The organism is Bordetella muralis, from assembly GCF_965139205.1.
In the GTDB taxonomy this organism is placed as follows: domain Bacteria; phylum Pseudomonadota; class Gammaproteobacteria; order Burkholderiales; family Burkholderiaceae_B; genus Bordetella_A; species Bordetella_A muralis.
Genome location: NZ_CBCSIU010000011.1, coordinates 57,822 through 76,041 on the forward strand (window position 1 = coordinate 57,822; position 18,220 = coordinate 76,041).

Here is an 18,220-nt window from a genome sequence, read left to right on the forward strand (position 1 = left end):
GGGAATGGCAAGCCTAGACGAACTGACCGAAGAGTTAAAGGGCTACCAAGGCAATACGGGTGATTATCCAAGCCAGGCTGACATCAATCAGCTGATGCAAGCGCACGGCGTGACGGACGTTTCGCAGCAACAGCAGGACGTGTTAAGCAACATGACGGATAAGCTGTCCAAACAGTCTGAGGGAAACTTTGGAAGCCTCGGTGGACTGATGGATGGCGCGGAAAACGTGACGGACTTCCTCGTCTCAGGGGAAAAACCTCGCGAAGACAGCAAGAACATGGAGGCGCCCGTTGATCCTGAGTTGGCCGCTCAGGCTGAAGTGGCAGCCATTAGTGCGCTGAGTAATCCCAGCCTGATCGCTCCGGGGTTTCACGTGCAGGGTAATCTCAACGCCACGGTCTATGACAAAGTTGACCTGACGTTCCAGAGTTCACACCTGAAAAATAACCTGGACATAACAACCTACACGCATAACGCTAACGTCACAATCAACGCTAAGCACGTGCGGCTAACTGCTCCCAGTTTGATCATCAAAACCAGTAATGAGGAGCGTAATAAGGTCACCGTCTCCAAAGTCGCGAAACGGATTTTCAATGTCGGATTTGGACTGTATTCGACGCAGTCCACTCCCATCAGTACCACTGCCTTGACGGCAGTGAATTTTGAGCCAAGCGGGATTTCCAATAGTGCTGTTGTGTTTCGGTTGGCGTTGGTTGGAATGCACCATAACCGGGCCACGTTACGTGTTGGGGTCAAGGGGGTGAACGTGGCCTTTAAGGAATCGGTGAGTGTGGACTTCGCCTCATCAAAGCGCACCCATCGTGTTGGGATAAGGATCATACTGTAATGCCTCCGGATTTCACTGCTACCGATCTGGCTGAGTTGCTTTCTAGCCTGAGAAAAAATATCGATAGAGAGCTGACGGAGCAAGGAGGTACCGCAGCACTTAGTCCTGCCGATCAGCAAACCATCGCGATCGCCCAAACGCAGCAAGCGTTTGAGCGTGCAGGGATAACCGATTCCAAATTGCGAGGGGATACCGAGGCTCGTATTCAGGAGTACATGAGTTTGGGCGTCAGCCCTAGGACTGCCGCGTCCGCTGCGGCCTCTTCGGTGCTGAGTCCCGCGGCTCCCTCCGCCGGCGAGTTTGCCGTCGAGGGTAAGGTAATCAAGGAAGTAAAGGACAAATCGGTCTATCACTTTAATAGCACAGAGCATCTGCATGTTCTGAATAGCGCTATTCATAATCACTTTGGCAAGATCACCTATGAGGTCGGCACACATGATGTGGAGATCAATTGCGAGACGATCACCACAGCCTCCACGTTAGATTGGGGGCGTTCGCATTGGGGTACCGCCATAGGTGAGTATCCGGGTAGCTATGAGTCCACGACAGGCATGTCCGCAACGGCATACTTGGCGGTCACAAAGTGGGGAGGGACAAATTTGGCATTCTCTGTTGCAACTGGAATGCTTGCGGCGTTTCGCACGCAATCTACGGTGATAGAAGCCGAAGGTATCGGTTTTAGTAAAACCAGAGCCAAAAGCTTGGTCGAGGCAACCTTAATTAATGTGGCTGTTGCCCAAACCGTTAAAGTGAATGCCCCGTTCTGGAGTATCAAGTGACGTTCGATCTCGCCACAAATCCAGAGGCGGCGAGCGCGATGAGTGCGATCGAGGCATTGGAGTTGACTCCGGATCCGACCCAAATAGGGTCGCAAATCGCGCCGATCATGGATCGTTATGGCGTAAACCCATCCGCTCAGGTAGACGTTATTCAGAGGATTAGAGGTCGACTGAAGCCCGGCATGACGGGGGATGACCTGAACCCCTTTGTTCGAGAGGCGGTGGGACGTGCTGTCGCGGACCCGCGCGTAGCGGGGGAGCAGGCGAGAGAGGCGGTGACTGAGGCAGGACAGACTCTGAAAGGGGATGACCTCAGACAGCATGCGGTTCAAGTCGCTGGTCAAAAGGCAGCCATGACGGGGGCCAGTAGCCAGGATGCAGAGGTGCGGACCCAAAAATATCTCGATCAGGGTATGTCTCCGTCGGCCGCCGCCCAGGCCGGCGCCATGGTCGCCGTGGCACGTCATATGGGTTTTCCCGAGGGCTTCGAGATATTCGGCCGTCTCACAGCGCGGGTCAGTGGCCTCGTGATCGAGACCAATCGGGGACGCGAAGAAAAAACCGTCACGAACGAAACGGTTTGGGATATCGATCAAAGTCTGGTGCAGACCGCAATCGAGTCGTACGCCATCAACTGCCATAACTACAAGGCGACCGCCGACCACGACGTCAGTTCGGGTAATTTATCTATGGGTTTTCACTGGGGTGGCTATCAAATGTTCTCGCCCCAACCTATATCACTGACAGGTTTAAGCGTCGGTGCGGCGGCGACGCTAAACACTGCTTATGTGACCAGCATGCAGGGCACGCCTTATCGACTTGCGATTCCCATGGCGGGTGACTTTTATGCGACGTTGGTTGCCGTGTCCGCGACGGGAAAAGCCAAGGGCGCTGAAACCAGAGAGGTCAGCAAGCAATTGCTCGATATCTGTATCGGTAAATATGTAGTTTACGATTCGTTAAGCAGCACCGTATCCGATGAGGCAGTTAGTGCAATGGAGGCTGTACAAACCGCAAAGAAAGCGGGCAAATGGCTGGCCGCCGCGTTATTGGTTTCGGGCGGTGCTGTGGCGGCGTCTGCGGTAGATGTTTCGAATCATTCTGAGTGAGGTGTAGGGTTGACTAAGGTGCCTGTTGGACGCTTATCGCCGCCGCAGTGGCATTCAGGCTCATCACGATGAAGATCATTAAGCCCTTACGTTTGATGATCATGCCGAGGCCGTATCGATGGCGCAACGGAAAATATCTCGCCGTTACCGTCGCTGTACTGATCAAGGACGAGGCGGGCTCCGTATCGTTACTCCCTGAACATACGTTGCTGCATGAAGTCTTGCCCGCTCTGGACTCGGATGAGGTGCTGGACTTCGCTATGCCAAAACCCAATCCGGAATTTCTGGTCAGCGGCTACGCCTATACAAACCATCAAGAGGATAAAACCAAATGCATGGTGAGTGTGCGAGTGGGCGATAAGAAAAAAGAAGGACTGGTATTTGGCGACCGTCACTGGATAGACGGCCGCATATCGTCGCCGCAGCCTTTCGAATCCATGCCGTTGAATTGGAGCCATTCGTTTGGCGGACCGGAGTATCCGTACAACCCCCTGGGCACGGGGATGATCGAACGTGAGATAGACGGCGTTCGTGCTGTATGGCTGCCAAATCTGGAGTCCCCCGCAGAGCGTATTCGCTCTCGTGGTCAGCACGTCGGTCCATTCAACTTCGGCCAGATCCGCATTGATTGGTTGCATCGTTTCAGTAAGATGGGGTCCTACGATGAAGAATGGGCCACTCAGGTCGGAACCGGTTTTTTCGACGATATGGACCCCACATTATTCAACTCCGCCGCTGATGATCAGATCTGGCAGGAGCGATCGTCTTTGTCCATGGATGAGCCGTTCGAATTATGGAACATGCATCCCGAATATCATTGCTGGTCGGGAGCTTTGCCCGGCTTGAAGGCACGCAGTTTCATCCGTCGCAGAGGTAGTGATACTGACTGCCTCGATGAGATTCCGATGCGAGCGACAACGGTCTGGTTTATTCCACATCAATGTCGCTACGTTGCGTTATTCCATGGACACATTCCCATTGAAGAGGATGACGCTTTCGACGTGAGCGCCGTCATGTCGGCGTTGGAGCGCATTAATGAGCCTCGGCCGCTGAAGCATTACATCGATGTCTTCAATGCCCGGAGCAATATTCAGGAGGCGGCCTTTCACGCGTTGCGAGACGAAGAACTCATGCCAGGTGACATGCTTGCGCCTTGGTTCGAAAATGACTCGCTAGACCAACATCCCATGCTGTCCAGGCTGGGTGATCGTCTTGGCCGCCATAGCGACGCGTACGCTGATAAACAGTTGGTTGGTCCGATCAAACCGCTGGCCTTGAGCGATCTCCCCGAGCTTGCCGCGCGCAACCAAAGTCTGCATGAGAAATTGATCGGCGAACAACAGAAAGCTGTAGGCAAGCGCCTCAACGAGATCGAGCGTCGAGCCGAGCTTGACTCGGATGCATGGCAGAAAGAGTTGATCCGAACGCTAAAGAACAGTTTGCAAAATCCTCGGGAAGGAGAGGTATCCATTCCCATCAGCGGCCCTCCGGACGTGGCTCCTCTGATCAAGCCGTTTAAGAAACTCGATACACGGCGAGGAGTGCGTAGAGCTTTGGTTGGCGCTTCGGGCGATACGTCGCCAGCCAAGGAAATGTATCAGCTTACTAAAGCGTCTTTGCACAACACGTACTTGTACACGGCTCATTATCAGCAGAGCGTGGATAGCGCGGGTCCACAACAGGCAGCCAAGCTGCGCGAAAGAGTGCTCTGGAAACACCGGCTCAATAAAGACTTGAGAAACATGAATCTGACCGGGGCGAACCTCTCCGGCATGGATCTGGCTGGGGCTGATTTCTCTGGGAGCTGGCTTGAGAAAGTTGATTTTTCGAATACGAATCTGGCTGACGCTACCTTTACCGAAACCGTGCTGGCTCGTGGTGTTTTTGTTCGAACCAATCTGAACGGCGCAAGCTTTAACGGCACCAACATCAGTGAAGCGACATTCGAGCAAGCCTCGTTTACCGCTGCGCGTTTAGACGATTTAGTATGCGAGAAAGGAACAGTCTTCAGGAGCTGCACGTTTGAGAGCAGTGTTTTAATCGGCTTTTCTATCGACAAGGCCGAATTGAGCCATTGCTCTTTTCCCAAGGCAAAACTCGATAACGTCACTTTTGGCCAAAGCCACATAGCATCGTGTCGCTTTGACAACGCGCAGCTGGACAAAATCAACTTTGTCGAGTCGTGCGTTGAGGGCGTCGTCATCGCTGACTCCACTGTCATTGGCTCAATGTTCACGAACCTTGAGCTGAGTGACTTTCAGATCATCGACTCGGTTTTCATACAGAATATCTTGACCGACGATGTCAAAATTTCAGGCGCTGTTTTCACAAACAGCATCTTTAAACGCAGCCTTTTCAGCAATCTGGATTTTGGACGGTCCAGTTTTGAAGGGTCCGTGTTTGAGCAGTGCAATTTTTCGCTTTCCAGTCTCCAGCAGTGCAATCTCCGCAAAGTGCTGACACCGCAGTCCAACTTCACCCGGGCTAATTTTGACAGGTCAGATTTGTCCGGTGCCAATTTGATGCACGGCAATTTTTCCAAAGCGAGTTTCGTGGGTTCGAATCTATCCGCTTGTAATCTATTTCAGGCCGACATGTCGGAAGTCATGCTGGACCAGTCTACGTTGATAGTAGGCGCAAATATCAAACGCACCAAGGTGGCCCCTTTTAGAGCTGAGGCGTCACGGCTGCCTGGAGCTGAACGATGAGCAAAGCCGAGATTCTTCGCCAAGCTGATGGATTAACGCCATTGGAGAGAATAGATTTATCCGGTGCAGCATTGACTGGGGAAGCCCTGACGGGGCTTACTTTTATCAGAGTCAATTTTGCCAAAGTAGTGCTGTCTTCGTGCAACTTCAAGGGGTGCTACTTCGTTGAGTGCTCTTTTAGAGAGGCGAACGCGGTTGACACGGATTTTTCCGGTTCGCAGTTTTCCTCATGTGACATGACTGCTGCCGGCTTCGCCGGCTGTAGCTTGAATGACGGCTGCATCAGCGGGTCCAACCTCACCCGTGCGGCTTTTCAAGACTGCCAATGGTCCAATGTCGATGTAATGGATTCCGATCTAACACAGGTGACTTTCCATCGGCAAAATTTGAGTGGCACCGACTTCATGGGTGGAACGCTGACCGGAGCAGATTTCTCCGAGGCGTCGCTTGTCAAGGCGAGCTTTCACCAGCTCGATTTGAGAGATGTGATATTCGATGCGGCGGTGCTGAATGACGCAATGTTTTCGGGGTGCGATTTATCCGGGAAAATCTTTGCGTCCCAGGATTTGTCTGGTTGCCAGTTTAACGAGGCTATCATGACTCAATCCGATTTCTCAGATTGCCGATTGGTGATGTGTAATTTCACTTCGGCAAAAATTACGCGATCGGTGTTTGCCAACGCGGATATCCGCAACGCGGTGTTCGTCAGTAGTACGATTGAAGATTCCACCTTTACGGGCGCAATGACGACGCAATCGTTATGGAACGAATCGCTCATTACCTCGTGCCGATTTGGTCTGGCAAAAATGGATATGAGCAGCTTTGGTAGAGCAGTGTTGATCAATTGCGATTTTTACGGAGCCGATTTTCAGTTCTCCGACTTTTCGTATGCGCGCTTGAGTCAGTGTAACTTTGACGATGTGACCTTGAATAAAACAAAATTTCATCGGGCAATCACCGATTCCGACACCATCAAGACGCGCCCTGGTGCTGTCGAAATGGATAAGGAGTTGTTCGACGCCGAGTTATGGTCCGCTTAATTTCTTGGGAGATTATCATGCCTTTTTGGGGATGCGCAGGAACAGGACGAGCGTTGGCGATTGGGCCGTATATGGCTCCTTTCCCTACGATCTCGAAGAACGAGATGTTCAGCTTTATGAAGATCCCTACGACCAACATCTTTTTAGACGGAAAGCTAGCTCAGAACGTCTATTCGATCGCACCGATCACCATTGAGATGCCTAACAATTTGATGGGACTGTTGACTGGCACGATATACATGATGGGTGCGGTTGTCGCGTTGTTCGCAACCACCGTCGTTGCCTGCGGCGGGTTTGTCATTCGATGGTTGGGAATAACATTGCAAAACCTATGGAACTGCATAGGCATCTACCTGAAAATGGACCAGAAGAAAGTCTTGATTTTGTCAGCTTGACGGGGCTGAGGGCGTAGTGTTCACCTACTACAAGATTGTTTCCCTATGCTGCTTGCTGCTGGTAATCAGCGCGGTCGTATTTGTCGGCATGTATGTCTCGTCGATGCTAGGTATGGATATCCTCTTCAACAGCTATCAGCTTAATGAGGCATTTGTCCCCTTGATAGTATCCCTGGCGATCGGTTTTTTTTTACGATGGAAAATCAAGGCCAGACTGATCATTGATGTCCTTCGTCATGGGCGACACGCAATCGCGACCATATTGGAAGCAAAAAAAATAGAGTCTGTGTACTCTTCGCCCTCACCGGGCGACGGTTTTGATGATATATATCGCCTGCGTCTACGAGTCGACACTGGTGGCCAGGAGTGGGGCATGTTTGTCACCTCTGTCGTTCAGCCCTTTCATCCGAGAGCAAAATCGTTATTGGTTCCTGGTAATACGGTGCCAGTCAACTATACGCCGAAGATCGGGCTGACAATTGTTATGAGTCCCGAGTCGGTACCTTGGCTTGCCAACAAATCATTTCCCATTTTTCGGCCATTAATCGCGTTGGCCAATTAGCTGATCGATATCGAGTCCGGATTTCAACGCACTGAAATCCGAGTTGGACGGCGCTTGGATATGTGACTCCGCTTACTGCCTCATCAACCACGCTGCTACCCGATTCAATGGGTTGTGATGATAGGTCTCCTTGAACGATAGCTTCGGCAAAAAGGGAAGTCTTCCTCTTGGACGGCTTTCCTTTTTTGTGCCTGCAGGTATTCGCTTTATCCAGAGCTGTGAGGACGTGCCAACTTGGCTGGCACAGCCATGGCTGCATGTTCATGTGATTGGTCGGTTTTCTTGTATACACAAGACATCCATATAAATACAACATAAAAAACGAATGATTGGCTATAAATATAGCCAGGGTCTGCCCAAAATTTGCTCAAATTTGCCCAGCTTTCATTCGTGTTTGTTCCTTGTAAGTAGTAACCCCAGCTTTTTATGTATACAAGACTTCCATATTATGCATACGTATGTGGCATATACGTGCTTAAGAAAGGAAATCAGACAACATGGATTTGCAGCTGGCGGGAAAGAAAATTCTGATCACCGGGGCCTCGCAAGGGATAGGGGAAGGGCTGGCATTCGCGTTTGCCGAAGAAGGATGCGACTTGCACCTGACGGCGCGTTCGGCCGACAAGCTGGACCAATTGCGCCGGGACATCGAGGAGCGTAACCAGGTCAACGTCACCGTGACCGCTGTAGATATGACGGCACCGGGCGCCTGCGAGCAAATCGTGGCCGAGGCGGGCGATGTCGATGTCCTGATCAATAACGCGGGCGTGATTCCCAGCGGGACGTTGTTCGACATCGACGGCAAGAAATGGCGCGACGGCTGGGCGCTGAAAGGCTTTGGCTACGCCGACATGATCCGCCTTGTTTATCCCCGGATGAAGCAACGCGGTGGCGGCGTCATTCTCAACAATATCGGCAATGGCGGCGAGGTCTGCGACCCGAACTACATCGAGGGCGCGGCCGGTAATGCATCGCTGATGGCGCTCACGCGTGCCCTGGGCGGCACCAGCCTGGATGACAACATCCGCGTCATCGGCGTCAACCCCGGTCCTGTCGATACGAGCCGTATCTACAACATGCTCAAAAAATTCGCGGAAAACCGGCTCGGCGACGCAGATCGCTACGAAGAGCTGCTGGAACGCTATCCGCTCGGGCGGCCCGCCAAGGTGCACGAAATCACGGATCTATTCCTGTTCCTGGCCTCTTTCCGTTCCGGCTACACGTCGGGAACTGTGTTCACGGTCGACGGCGGCATCGCTTCGCGTCGCGCCGTGGTGTGACGACAGCTCATCCTCTATAGAACGCCATGAAAAATTTCCAAGTCCGCAATCAATATTTTGACAAGCTGTGCAATACCCCTGGATTGATGTGGTTGGGGCAGAACACCAACCACTATGCGCCTCATGATTCCGTCCGCGAGGCCGTGATTCAGGCGCTCGACAGTGGTGAATACCATGCCTATGCGCCGCCGGCCGGTTTCGAGGAACTGCGCCAGCTCATCCGCGAAGACATGGGCGTCCCGGACGCTTCAGTGCTGGTGACTGACGGCGCCGTCGAAGCACTCTATAACGTCTGCAGCAATATCTGCGAACCCGGGACGGATTTCGTCACGACGGATCCTAGTTGGGCGTGGCCGATCCATTTCGCCAAGAAGGCCGGCGCGAATGTGATCGAGCTGCCTATCTACAACGCAGAGCAGCACTACAAACTGACGGTCGAGCAGTTGCGCGCGGCTGTCACGGAAAAGACTCGGGTCATCTATCTGGTTGATCCGAATAATCCTCTGGGCACCTGCCACACCGAGGACGAAATCAAGGCTTTTACCGAGATTGCGCGATCGGTGGGCGCGTACTTGATTCACGATGCGACGTACAGCAGTTTTGCCGAGCATTTCACACCCGCATTCCGTTTCTATCCAGAAAAATCCATCCAGATTTACAGCTTTTCCAAATGGTTGGGTTTGGCGGGAATGCGCCTGGGCGCGGTGCTGGCGCATGAAGATCTGGTAGAGCGTTTCGCATCGGCGCCTCCCAACAATCTCGGCAGCAATGTGCTTTCGCAGCGCGCAGCCATCGCAGGATTGAAGACCAAAGCGCAATGGTTTCCCGAGATCTGGCGGCGTCAGCGCCGCAATCAGGAGGTCGTCGCCCGTGCGGTGTCGGCGATTCCTGGATTCACGTTGCCTGTGTATCCGTCGCACGCAAACCTGCTGGTGATCGAAACGATAGACGCAGGCATCAAGCCCGAAGCGCTCGTTGCTGCGTACCAGACGCGCGGCGTCATGATCCGCCAGGGGGCTTATCACACCAAGCGCTTCGGCCACCGTTTCGTCAAGGTGAGCTTGACGGTGCCAGAGGCCTGGGCAGATCGCTTTTGCGAGTTGCTGCCTGAGATGGTGGCCTTGGCTCGCACCATCGACGTCCCTGAAAACCTGTTCTGAGCGGAGCGCACATGCCGACCATCACGACTACTGACAATATCCAGCTCTATTACGAAGAGGCAGGCGAGGGCGAGCCGATTATTTTCGTCCATGAGTTCGGTGGCGATATGCGCAGCTGGGAACCGCAGATGCGCTATTTTTCGCGGCGTCATCGGTGCATTGCATTCAATGCCCGTGGCTATCCGCCGTCCGACGTGCCCGAGGATCTGGAACTGTATTCGCAACGCCGCGCAGCGTTGGATATTGTCGATGTGCTCGATGCGTTGCAGATCCCCAAAGCCCACGTGGTGGGACTGTCGATGGGCGGCTTTGCCACGGTTCATCTGGGCCTCATCGCTCCCGAGCGTGCATTGTCACTGGTGGTGGCCGGTGCAGGTTATGGCGCGGAAAAAGAGCACGAGGAATACTTCCGCAATGTGTCGCTTGAGGTCGCCGCTCAGTTCGAAAAACAAGGATCGAAGGAGTTCTCCAAAACCTACGCGATGGCGGCGTCGCGCATTGCCTATCTGCTCAAGGATCCACGCGGGTGGGCAGAGTTTTCCGAGCAGCTGTCGCAACATTCCGCGACCGGTTCGGCAATGACGATGCGAGGGGTCCAGGCGCGCAGGCCTTCTTTATATGATCTGGAGGATGAGCTGAAAGCCATGTCGGTGCCCACATTGATCGTGGTAGGAGACGAAGACGATCATTGCTTGCAACCTGGCATCTTTCTCAAAAAGACGATTCCTGCATCGGGTCTGGCAGTGCTGCCCAAAGCCGGCCACACGCTGAATATCGAAGAGCCCGCGTTGTTCAATCAGCTGGTCGCCGAGTTTCTGGCCACGGTATCGCAGAACCGCTGGCTGCCTCGTGATCCCCGTGCGATGCCGTCGGAAATCATGAAAACATCATGAGCAAGCGGGCATCTTCCTATGTATCGCAACAGCGTTTGTGGGATCGCCACGAATCGCTGGCACGCATTGGCGCTACCGCGGCAGGTGGCGTCAACCGGCAAGCCTTGTCGCAAGAGGACATCGCCGCATGCCGCCAGCTGATCGAATGGGGAAAATCCTTCGGCCTGCAGCCTTCGCGTGACGAAGCGGGAAATATTTTTCTGCGCTTGGCTGGCAGGGATGCGTTGGCGACGCCTGTCATCTCCGGCTCACATCTGGATAGCCAACCTACGGGCGGCAAATACGACGGTGCATATGGTGTGTTGTCGGCGTTGGAGGCGTGTCAGTCGATTGTCGAGTCGGGTCTTCACCCGCAGCGGCCGATCGATGTGGTGGCCTGGATGAACGAAGAAGGGTCGCGCTTTGCGCCCGGGATGATGGGGGCAGCGGTGTTTGCGGGGGCGCGCAGCCTGGCTGACATCGAGGCCGTCCGAGATCAACAGGGCGTGTCCGTGGGCCAGGCGCTGAGCCATGCAAAGCAAGCCTTGGCTGATATCCCGCAGCGAGACGTTGGAGGCCCGGTCCACGCGTATGTGGAGGCGCACATCGAGCAGGGCCCCCTGCTGGAACGGCTGCAAAAAACCATCGGTGTAGTCAGCGGGATTCAGGGCAAGCGCACTTTTGTCGTGAGCATCGATGGCGAAGCGTCTCATGCGGGAACGTCATTGCGCAGCGAACGCAAGGATGCGCTGCTGGCGGCGGTGCGCATGATCCAGGCGCTGACCGCGCGTATGCATGACGAGCAGGACATCGTGAAGTTCACGATAGGGCGGCTCAACGTGACACCGAATGCGCCGTCGGTGGTCCCCAGCAGCGTGCGCTTTTCTATCGATCTGCGTCATCCGGACTCGGCGGTGCTCACTGCATTAGGCGATGCCATCGCAGGAATCTGTGAAGCTCATGCGGCGCCCTGCAAGGTCCGCGTCGAAGAACTCTCCAGCGCGATGTCGCTGGAGTTCCCGCAGTCCATGCGGCAACGCATCCGCGATGCGGCCGACACGCTGGACATTTCTCGGATGGAGATCCTGTCGGCGGCGGGGCACGATGCGAGATACCTGCATCCGATCTGTCCATCGGCGATGCTTTTCATCCCTTGTCACGAGGGCATTACCCATAACGAGGCCGAATCGATCACCGCGTCAGACGCGGCCGATGGGGCCAGAGTGTTGACTGAGGTGTTGGTGAGTTTGGCGGGTTCGTAGTCCAACAAATTGATAAAGCGAGGGGAAACCGTGAATAACGCTGTGCTTTCGTCACCTGCTACGTTGCCGATGGATATGGAAAAGCGCTTGTATCGCAAGATCACTTGGCGGCTGATTCCATTTCTGATGTTTTGCTACGTGGCGGCGTACATTGATAGAGTGAATGTTGGGTTCGCAAAATTGCAGATGCTGGACGAGCTGGGCTTCAGCGAAACCGTCTATGGGCTAGGAGCGGGAATATTCTTTATCGGCTATTTCCTGTTCGAGGTACCTAGCAATCTGATCCTGCGTAAAGTCGGTGCGCGAGTCTGGATCGCGCGGATCATGCTCACCTGGGGGCTGATTTCTGCGGCCTTTGTGTGGGTCTCGACGCCGACGCAATACTACGTCCTGCGGTTTCTGCTCGGTGCTGCCGAGGCGGGGTTCTATCCCGGCGTGATTTACTACCTGATGTCTTGGTATCCGCCGAAGCGCCGCTCACAGATCATTGCGCTGTTCATGGTGGCGATCCCTGTGGCAGGCATCCTGGGCGGGCCGATTTCTGGTTGGATCATCTCGGCATTCCATCAAACCCATGGGTACTCGGGATGGCAGTGGATGTTCTTTCTCGAGGCGCTGCCGTCTATTGTGTTGGGAGTCGCGACGCTGTTTGTTCTGGATAGCAGTCCCGAGAAAGCGAAGTGGCTGACAACGTCAGAAAAGGCCCATATTGCCAAGGATCTGGAGGTGCCCAGCAATCTCCATGGACACGTGCTGTCGTCCGTGGCGCATATCTTTAAAGATCCCCGCATGCTGCTGCTGTCGTTGATTTATTTCTGCGTCATCATGGGCCAGTATGGGTTGACGTTCTGGATGCCGACGCTGATCAAGGCCTCGGGCGTTACTGGGGTCTTGAATATCGGCTTGCTTTCGGCGGTGCCTTATATGGTGGCGATCGTCGCCATGTTGAGTTTCGGACGCAGTTCCGACCGCACGGGTGAGCGTCGATGGCACGTCATTATTCCCATGCTCATGGGGGCAGTGGGGTATCTCATCGTTGCGATGTCCGGCAATCACGTGCCCATGGCGTTGATCGGGCTGTCGTTGGCCGCGGCAGGGGTTATCACACCGGGGCCATTATTCTGGGCATTACCTTCCGCGTTCCTGGTGGGCAGCGCTGCTGCCGCAGGGGTGGCGGCAATCAATGCATTCGCAGGATTGGCCGGCTTTGTCAGTCCCTATTTCATCGGATGGCTGCGCGATTTGACCCAGAGTTCCACGATCGCAATGTACATCTCTGCGGCCGTGCTATTGGTCGGCGCGATGTTGGTTTTGATGATTCCGGCAAAGCTCGTGAATCGCTGAATCAGGCGCACACAAAAAAAGGATGGGATTTTTCCTGCGGGTAAATCCCTGTCCGGCCTCCCACACGAAGCCCGGCGCTATCTGCAACAGCGGCTGGCCGGCTTCCACACCCCACCGGCGACAGCGCAAAACACCCGGGCGTAAATAATTTATGTAAAAATAATAACAATTCTTATTTTTATTCAATAAAATGCCGGCGTTGGCTGAGTCAGCCTGTCTTTGTTCTCGTATCGGGAAGCATAAGAACGTCATGCATTCATTTTTCCATCACGCGCATGGACGAGATGTTGGTCAGTCCAGGCGTTTCTGCACGCTTGCCGTGGCAATCCATTCGTCGTTTGTCCTTATGTCGCTTTCGGCGCAGGCCTACGCTCAGCAATCCACGACTGATGCCGCCACTTTACCTACAGTGACCGTGACGGGCGCGATCGATTCGGACCCGGCGAACACCCCGTTTGCGGGCGGGCAAGTCAATGTCGGCAGTGATCTCGGGCTGCTCGGCAGCACCGGCTTCATGGACACGCCGTTCAACCAGATCAGCTATACGTCGGAGTTGATCGAGCAACAACAGGCGCGCTCGCTTGCCGACCTGGTGGAAAATGATCCTTCTGTCCGCTTGGGCTCTGCGCGCACCAATATCCAGGAACAGTTCACGATCCGGGGGCTGAATTTCAACAGCCAGGACGTGGCCTTCAACGGTATGTACGGTTTGTCGCCATATTGGCGCGTGCCGCTGGAAATCGCCGAGAGCGTAGAGGTGTTGAAGGGGCCTTCCGCATTGCTGAGCGGCATGGCGCCGGGCGGCAACGTGGCTGGCGCCATCAATATCGTCCCGAAACGCGCCTATGACGATCCTCTGACACGCGTTACCGTCAATTATGTGTCCGACTCGCAGGTCGGCACGCATCTGGATATGGGACGGCGTTTCGGCGAAAACAAGGAATGGGGTATCCGGCTCAACGCCATGTATAGCGATGGCAGTACGACGATAGACAAGCAGAGCGAGAGAGACCACTTGATCTCGCTGGGCCTGGATTATCGGGGCGAGCGCTTGCGGGCGTCGTTCGATGTATTGAATCAAAAGCAGAAGATCGACAACGTGGTGCGTCAATTTGCGATCTCTCCGGGCCTCACCTCGATTCCCTCTGCACCGGATACGGATCTGAACTATCCCGGATATGGCCGCAGTATCGTCGAGGACACGATGGTGGCGGGACGGGTCGAGTATGACATCAACGACAATCTCTCGGTGCATGGCGCTATCGGCCGCCGCTACGACAAGATGGACGCCATTGCGGGCAATATCACCTTGCTGAACGAGCAGGGGGATTTCGTCTCCTCGCCTGCCTGGCAGATCATGAAGCCTGCGACCACCAGTATGGAATTCGGCGTGAACGGTCAATTCGAAACCGGCCCCGTCAAGCACAGGGTTGCGGCCAGTTTCTCGCGCCTGAACGACAGCGCGGATATAGGCTTTGTGTTTCCCTGGAGCGACGTGTACCTGAGCAATCTGTATTCGCCGACGTCTGCCAGCACTCCCAGCACTGATGGCATCAGTAATCCTACCGGTGCGTACCAGCGGGCTACCCTCACCAGCTACGCGTTGGCCGACACACTATCCATTCTGGATGATAGCGTTCAACTGACCGTCGGCGCACGTCGGCAATCGGTGGAAAACCAGACCTACGATGTTTTCACTCACGAGCCTTCTGGCGAGAAATACAAGGAGTTCGCGGTAACGCCGGTGGTGGGATTGTTGGTCAAACCCGTATCCAATCTGTCGCTCTACGCCAATTACATTGAGGGCTTGTCCTTGGGCGCATCGGCATTGCCACCCACCGTGACCACAGCCACGGCCTTGCCGCCGATGAAGACCAAGCAAATGGAGATCGGCGCCAAGTATGACTGGGGCACATTCGCGACGACGGTCAGCCTGTTTCAGATCAAGCGGCCCAGCGCAACGACCATGAACGGCTCGCTGTCCGAGAACGGCAAGCAGATCAACCGCGGTATCGAGTTCAACGCTTTCGGCGAAGTCGTGCGTGATGTGCGCGTGCTCGGGGGATTGACCTTGATGCGTGGAAAACTGGACAAAATGGCCGATGGTGTTTACGAAGGCAATGACGCGATTGGCGTGCCGCGTGTGCAGGCGTCGCTGGGCGTCGACTGGGACAATGTCCTGACCCCCGGATTTGGCGTGAACGCGCGCATGGTCTACACGGGTTCGCAATATGTCGATCAGGCCAACGATCTCAAGATCCCTTCCGCGACGCGCGTAGACGTGGGCGCGCGGTACAGGACCAAGATCGCTGGCAATGGCTTGACGTTGCGGTTGAACGTCGAGAATCTGTTCGACGAGTCGTACTGGGCGACCTCGAGTTCGACGAGCAACCTGGACACCGGCGGCTACCTGTACCTGGGTACCGGCCGTACGGTCTTGCTGTCGGCCACGATGGATTTCTAAATGCGCCTGAGTTCCTGGATCTTTATCCACAAGTGGACGAGTCTCGTCTGCACTCTGTTCTTGCTGATGCTTTGCCTGACTGGGCTGCCCTTGGTATTCACCGAGGAAATCGAGCATCTTTCAGGCGTGGCCGAGGCTCCGGAAATGCCTGAAGGAACTCCCAAGGCCAGCATGGACAGGATCGTCGAGAGCGCACTGGCGGCACAGCCGGGCAAGGTCGTGCGGTACATGTTCTGGGACGAGGACGAGCATCCCAATATGACCTTGGTATCCATGGCGAGCCGCATCGATGCGCCACCGGAGGAGTACTGGCTGGTCTCGCTGGACTCGCGCACGGCGCAGGTGCTGGATCAGCCGAATGACCGCGGGTTCATGCATGTCATGCTGCAATTGCACAAGGATATGTACGCCGGCTTGCCGGGCCAGTTGTTTCTAGGACTCATGGGGCTGATGTTCGTGGTGGCCATCGTGTCGGGCGTGGTGCTGTACAAGCATTTCATGCGAAAGCTCGACTTTGGCACGGTACGGCGGCTGAAAAGCAGCACCAAATGGCTCGATCTGCATAATCTGCTGGGCATCGTTACGGTCGTCTGGTTGACGGTGGTAGGAGTGACCGGCGTCATCAATACGCTGGATCCCATCGTGCTCGCGCTGTGGCAACGCGATCAGTTGACCGAGATGGTCGGACCCTACATGAATGAGCCGCCTCTGGAATCCAACGGCTCCGCACAGGCGGCGCTCGACACGGCGGGTAGAGCGGTCCCGGATATGAAAATCACATTGCTGGCTTTTCCCGGCACGGTGTTCGCGAGCCCGCACCACTACACCATTTTCATGAAAGGCAATACGCCGTTGACGTCCAAGCTATTGCGGCCGGTGCTGGTCGATGCCCAGACTGCCGTTCTGACTGACACCCGGGAAATGCCCTGGTACGTGAAAACGCTGTTCATATCACAGCCCTTGCATTTCGGCGATTATGGTGGTCTGCCGTTGAAGATCATCTGGGCGCTGCTCGATATTGTGGCCATCATTGTGCTGGGCAGCGGGGTGTACCTGTGGATCAGGAAGTACGCTCGCCGCAAGGAGGCCTCAGTTATTGTCCGGTCGTGAAATCATTCTCTCTATTGTGTCTCCCCCCAGCGTTGAATTAGGGGTAGGGAGGATCTCTTAAAGAAACAAGTTGTGGGGTGCCTATAGCAGGGTCAGTATCGACTCAGGGATGCCAATGATGTTCAACGCTCGCGTCTCTGATTCAGTCAACTCTCTGTGGCTTGTCACCTTCGTTACTGCAAGTGGCGGGATAGGTTCAGCTGAGTCTCTATCGGGGAGCGGGCGGTAATCGGATTGCGCGTCAGAAAACGGCGCATGCTTTATTTCTGAGTCGGGCTTCGGGGTACATATCGTTATTATTTCAGTTAAACGTGCATATAGATCGGGCGGTATGTTGCTGAAGTTGGATTGGGTGAGGCCATTCACCATCAGCATCGGCGGGATGTTGCTATCTTGATTGGGACCGTCCGGTGTTTTTACGTCTGCCCGCTGGCTTGCTTTATCTAGAACTGCACCGCCGAAATTCAGAATACCGCGAATGCGGTTCCCAAAGCCTGACGTACCCTTGGAAAACAACATGGCCTTGGTGTCATCAGGCAGAGCGTTGAAAATTTCACGCATTCTTTCGTATAAAAATTCTTGCTTGTCATCTGCACTTATGTGATTGGTACCGAATTGAGCGGTACGCTGCTCGTTTATGAACGCATGGATGCCGTTCAGCGTTTTTAGAAATGCGACAGGATCTTCGTTTCTGGCGGAATCTTCGATATCCATCCTGAGTTTCTGAACCAAAAAATCGGGCAATTTTTGCAGATCGTTGAAATCAGAAATGTCATTATTTCTGTAAATTTCCACGTTTCCGATGCTTAATTGGCATCCAAAGTGGCCGTTCATGTTTTCGTGTATATCGAACTTGAATTGATCTCTATACTCGGGAAGCGCCAACTCTCGGAGTTGCAGGAATTTTTCCAGGCGTTCATGCTCATTGATGCCGAATCCGATTTGAATGCTCGGCTCGTCATCGTCCATCTCGACTCCGTATTTATTGGCGTCGAAGATTCCGCTGCTCTTTAGCACGGCAATATCATCGAAGAGAGCTTTGATAGCATCTCGCTTTACGTTGCCTTTGAAGTAATCAATGATTCTGTCGATGAACCCCATCTGGGTTGCTTGTTCGATTTTCTCGGATCGAGCTATCAAGGCAATACGAGAGGCATTCAGAATGGAAATATCAGCCATGAGTACAGCTCCGCGACGCTCAGGATCAATCGAAAGGTGGTCAGGTAGGCATGCGTGCCGCCGGGACCCTGTGCGGTGTTAGTAACAGGTAGCTACTCATGGTTCCCTA

General features: G+C 54.4%; 15 protein-coding genes. 14 read left to right on the top strand and 1 reads right to left on the bottom strand.

What is annotated here, in order from left to right:
* The first annotated feature begins 4 nt into the window (after positions 1 to 4).
* The 14 genes from ACNA0I_RS16510 (at position 5) to ACNA0I_RS16575 (ending at position 16,932) form a co-directional block, all read left to right on the top strand.
* Positions 5 to 847 carry a hypothetical protein gene (locus ACNA0I_RS16510; RefSeq protein WP_415807083.1) on the top strand — a complete coding sequence of 281 codons (843 nt, stop codon included), beginning with the start codon at positions 5 to 7 and terminating at the stop codon, positions 845 to 847.
* Positions 847 to 1,626 (top strand): hypothetical protein, encoded by a 780-nt coding sequence (locus ACNA0I_RS16515; RefSeq protein ID WP_415807085.1) that lies wholly within the window; start codon positions 847 to 849, stop codon positions 1,624 to 1,626. The genes ACNA0I_RS16510 and ACNA0I_RS16515 overlap by 1 nt, the downstream gene beginning before the upstream one ends.
* A 107-nt stretch (positions 1,627 to 1,733) precedes the next feature.
* Complete coding sequence (locus ACNA0I_RS16520; RefSeq protein WP_415807086.1) at positions 1,734 to 2,735, top strand: hypothetical protein; 1,002 nt, start codon at positions 1,734 to 1,736, stop codon at positions 2,733 to 2,735.
* 68 nt (positions 2,736 to 2,803) lie between these two features.
* Positions 2,804 to 5,443 carry a DUF2169 family type VI secretion system accessory protein gene (locus ACNA0I_RS16525; RefSeq protein WP_415807087.1) on the top strand — a complete coding sequence of 880 codons (2,640 nt, stop codon included), beginning with the start codon at positions 2,804 to 2,806 and terminating at the stop codon, positions 5,441 to 5,443.
* Positions 5,440 to 6,483, top strand: coding sequence for a pentapeptide repeat-containing protein (locus ACNA0I_RS16530; protein ID WP_415807088.1), 1,044 nt, complete (start codon positions 5,440 to 5,442; stop codon positions 6,481 to 6,483). Before ACNA0I_RS16525 ends, ACNA0I_RS16530 begins: the two co-directional genes overlap by 4 nt.
* 17 nt (positions 6,484 to 6,500) lie before the next feature.
* Complete coding sequence (locus tag ACNA0I_RS16535; protein ID WP_415807089.1) at positions 6,501 to 6,878, top strand: PAAR domain-containing protein; 378 nt, start codon at positions 6,501 to 6,503, stop codon at positions 6,876 to 6,878.
* A 16-nt stretch (positions 6,879 to 6,894) separates the two neighbouring features.
* Positions 6,895 to 7,440 carry a hypothetical protein gene (locus ACNA0I_RS16540; protein ID WP_415807090.1) on the top strand — a complete coding sequence of 182 codons (546 nt, stop codon included), beginning with the start codon at positions 6,895 to 6,897 and terminating at the stop codon, positions 7,438 to 7,440.
* A 497-nt stretch (positions 7,441 to 7,937) separates the two neighbouring features.
* The gene (locus tag ACNA0I_RS16545; protein WP_415807091.1) at positions 7,938 to 8,720 is read left to right on the top strand and encodes an SDR family oxidoreductase; all 783 of its coding nucleotides are present in this window, start codon (positions 7,938 to 7,940) and stop codon (positions 8,718 to 8,720) included.
* A 26-nt stretch (positions 8,721 to 8,746) separates the two neighbouring features.
* On the top strand, positions 8,747 to 9,880 hold the full coding sequence (locus ACNA0I_RS16550; RefSeq protein WP_415807092.1) for a pyridoxal phosphate-dependent aminotransferase: 1,134 nt from the start codon (positions 8,747 to 8,749) through the stop codon (positions 9,878 to 9,880).
* 11 nt (positions 9,881 to 9,891) lie between these two features.
* Positions 9,892 to 10,773, top strand: a complete 882-nt coding sequence (locus ACNA0I_RS16555; RefSeq protein WP_415807093.1) for an alpha/beta fold hydrolase — start codon at positions 9,892 to 9,894, stop codon at positions 10,771 to 10,773.
* Positions 10,770 to 12,014 carry a M20 family metallo-hydrolase gene (locus tag ACNA0I_RS16560; protein ID WP_415807094.1) on the top strand — a complete coding sequence of 415 codons (1,245 nt, stop codon included), beginning with the start codon at positions 10,770 to 10,772 and terminating at the stop codon, positions 12,012 to 12,014. Before ACNA0I_RS16555 ends, ACNA0I_RS16560 begins: the two co-directional genes overlap by 4 nt.
* A gap of 69 nt (positions 12,015 to 12,083) precedes the next feature.
* The gene (locus ACNA0I_RS16565; protein ID WP_415807186.1) at positions 12,084 to 13,358 is read left to right on the top strand and encodes an MFS transporter; all 1,275 of its coding nucleotides are present in this window, start codon (positions 12,084 to 12,086) and stop codon (positions 13,356 to 13,358) included.
* A 250-nt stretch (positions 13,359 to 13,608) separates the two neighbouring features.
* Entirely contained in the window at positions 13,609 to 15,822 is a 2,214-nt protein-coding gene (locus tag ACNA0I_RS16570) for a TonB-dependent receptor (RefSeq protein ID WP_415807095.1), read from the top strand.
* Positions 15,823 to 16,932, top strand: a complete 1,110-nt coding sequence (locus tag ACNA0I_RS16575; protein ID WP_415807096.1) for a PepSY-associated TM helix domain-containing protein — start codon at positions 15,823 to 15,825, stop codon at positions 16,930 to 16,932.
* An 81-nt stretch (positions 16,933 to 17,013) separates the two neighbouring features.
* Here the strand turns inward: ACNA0I_RS16575 and ACNA0I_RS16580 are convergent, their stop codons facing one another.
* A complete protein-coding gene (locus ACNA0I_RS16580; RefSeq protein ID WP_415807097.1) occupies positions 17,014 to 18,111 on the bottom strand; it encodes a hypothetical protein in 1,098 nt (365 codons plus the stop codon).
* Between the last annotated feature and the right edge of the window lie 109 nt (positions 18,112 to 18,220).

Excerpts from the sequence above, each read along its gene's own strand:
- ACNA0I_RS16510 (WP_415807083.1), top strand. The coding sequence starts at position 5 with ATGGCAAGCCTAGACGAACTGACCGAAGAGTTAAAGGGCTACCAAGGC.
- ACNA0I_RS16515 (WP_415807085.1), top strand. The coding sequence starts at position 847 with ATGCCTCCGGATTTCACTGCTACCGATCTGGCTGAGTTGCTTTCTAGC.
- ACNA0I_RS16520 (WP_415807086.1), top strand. The coding sequence starts at position 1,734 with ATGGATCGTTATGGCGTAAACCCATCCGCTCAGGTAGACGTTATTCAG.
- ACNA0I_RS16525 (WP_415807087.1), top strand. The coding sequence starts at position 2,804 with ATGAAGATCATTAAGCCCTTACGTTTGATGATCATGCCGAGGCCGTAT.
- ACNA0I_RS16530 (WP_415807088.1), top strand. The coding sequence starts at position 5,440 with ATGAGCAAAGCCGAGATTCTTCGCCAAGCTGATGGATTAACGCCATTG.
- ACNA0I_RS16535 (WP_415807089.1), top strand. The coding sequence starts at position 6,501 with ATGCCTTTTTGGGGATGCGCAGGAACAGGACGAGCGTTGGCGATTGGG.
- ACNA0I_RS16545 (WP_415807091.1), top strand. The coding sequence starts at position 7,938 with ATGGATTTGCAGCTGGCGGGAAAGAAAATTCTGATCACCGGGGCCTCG.
- ACNA0I_RS16550 (WP_415807092.1), top strand. The coding sequence starts at position 8,747 with ATGAAAAATTTCCAAGTCCGCAATCAATATTTTGACAAGCTGTGCAAT.
- ACNA0I_RS16555 (WP_415807093.1), top strand. The coding sequence starts at position 9,892 with ATGCCGACCATCACGACTACTGACAATATCCAGCTCTATTACGAAGAG.
- ACNA0I_RS16560 (WP_415807094.1), top strand. The coding sequence starts at position 10,770 with ATGAGCAAGCGGGCATCTTCCTATGTATCGCAACAGCGTTTGTGGGAT.
- ACNA0I_RS16565 (WP_415807186.1), top strand. The coding sequence starts at position 12,084 with ATGGATATGGAAAAGCGCTTGTATCGCAAGATCACTTGGCGGCTGATT.
- ACNA0I_RS16570 (WP_415807095.1), top strand. The coding sequence starts at position 13,609 with ATGCATTCATTTTTCCATCACGCGCATGGACGAGATGTTGGTCAGTCC.
- ACNA0I_RS16575 (WP_415807096.1), top strand. The coding sequence starts at position 15,823 with ATGCGCCTGAGTTCCTGGATCTTTATCCACAAGTGGACGAGTCTCGTC.
- ACNA0I_RS16580 (WP_415807097.1), bottom strand. The coding sequence starts at position 18,111 with ATGGCTGATATTTCCATTCTGAATGCCTCTCGTATTGCCTTGATAGCT.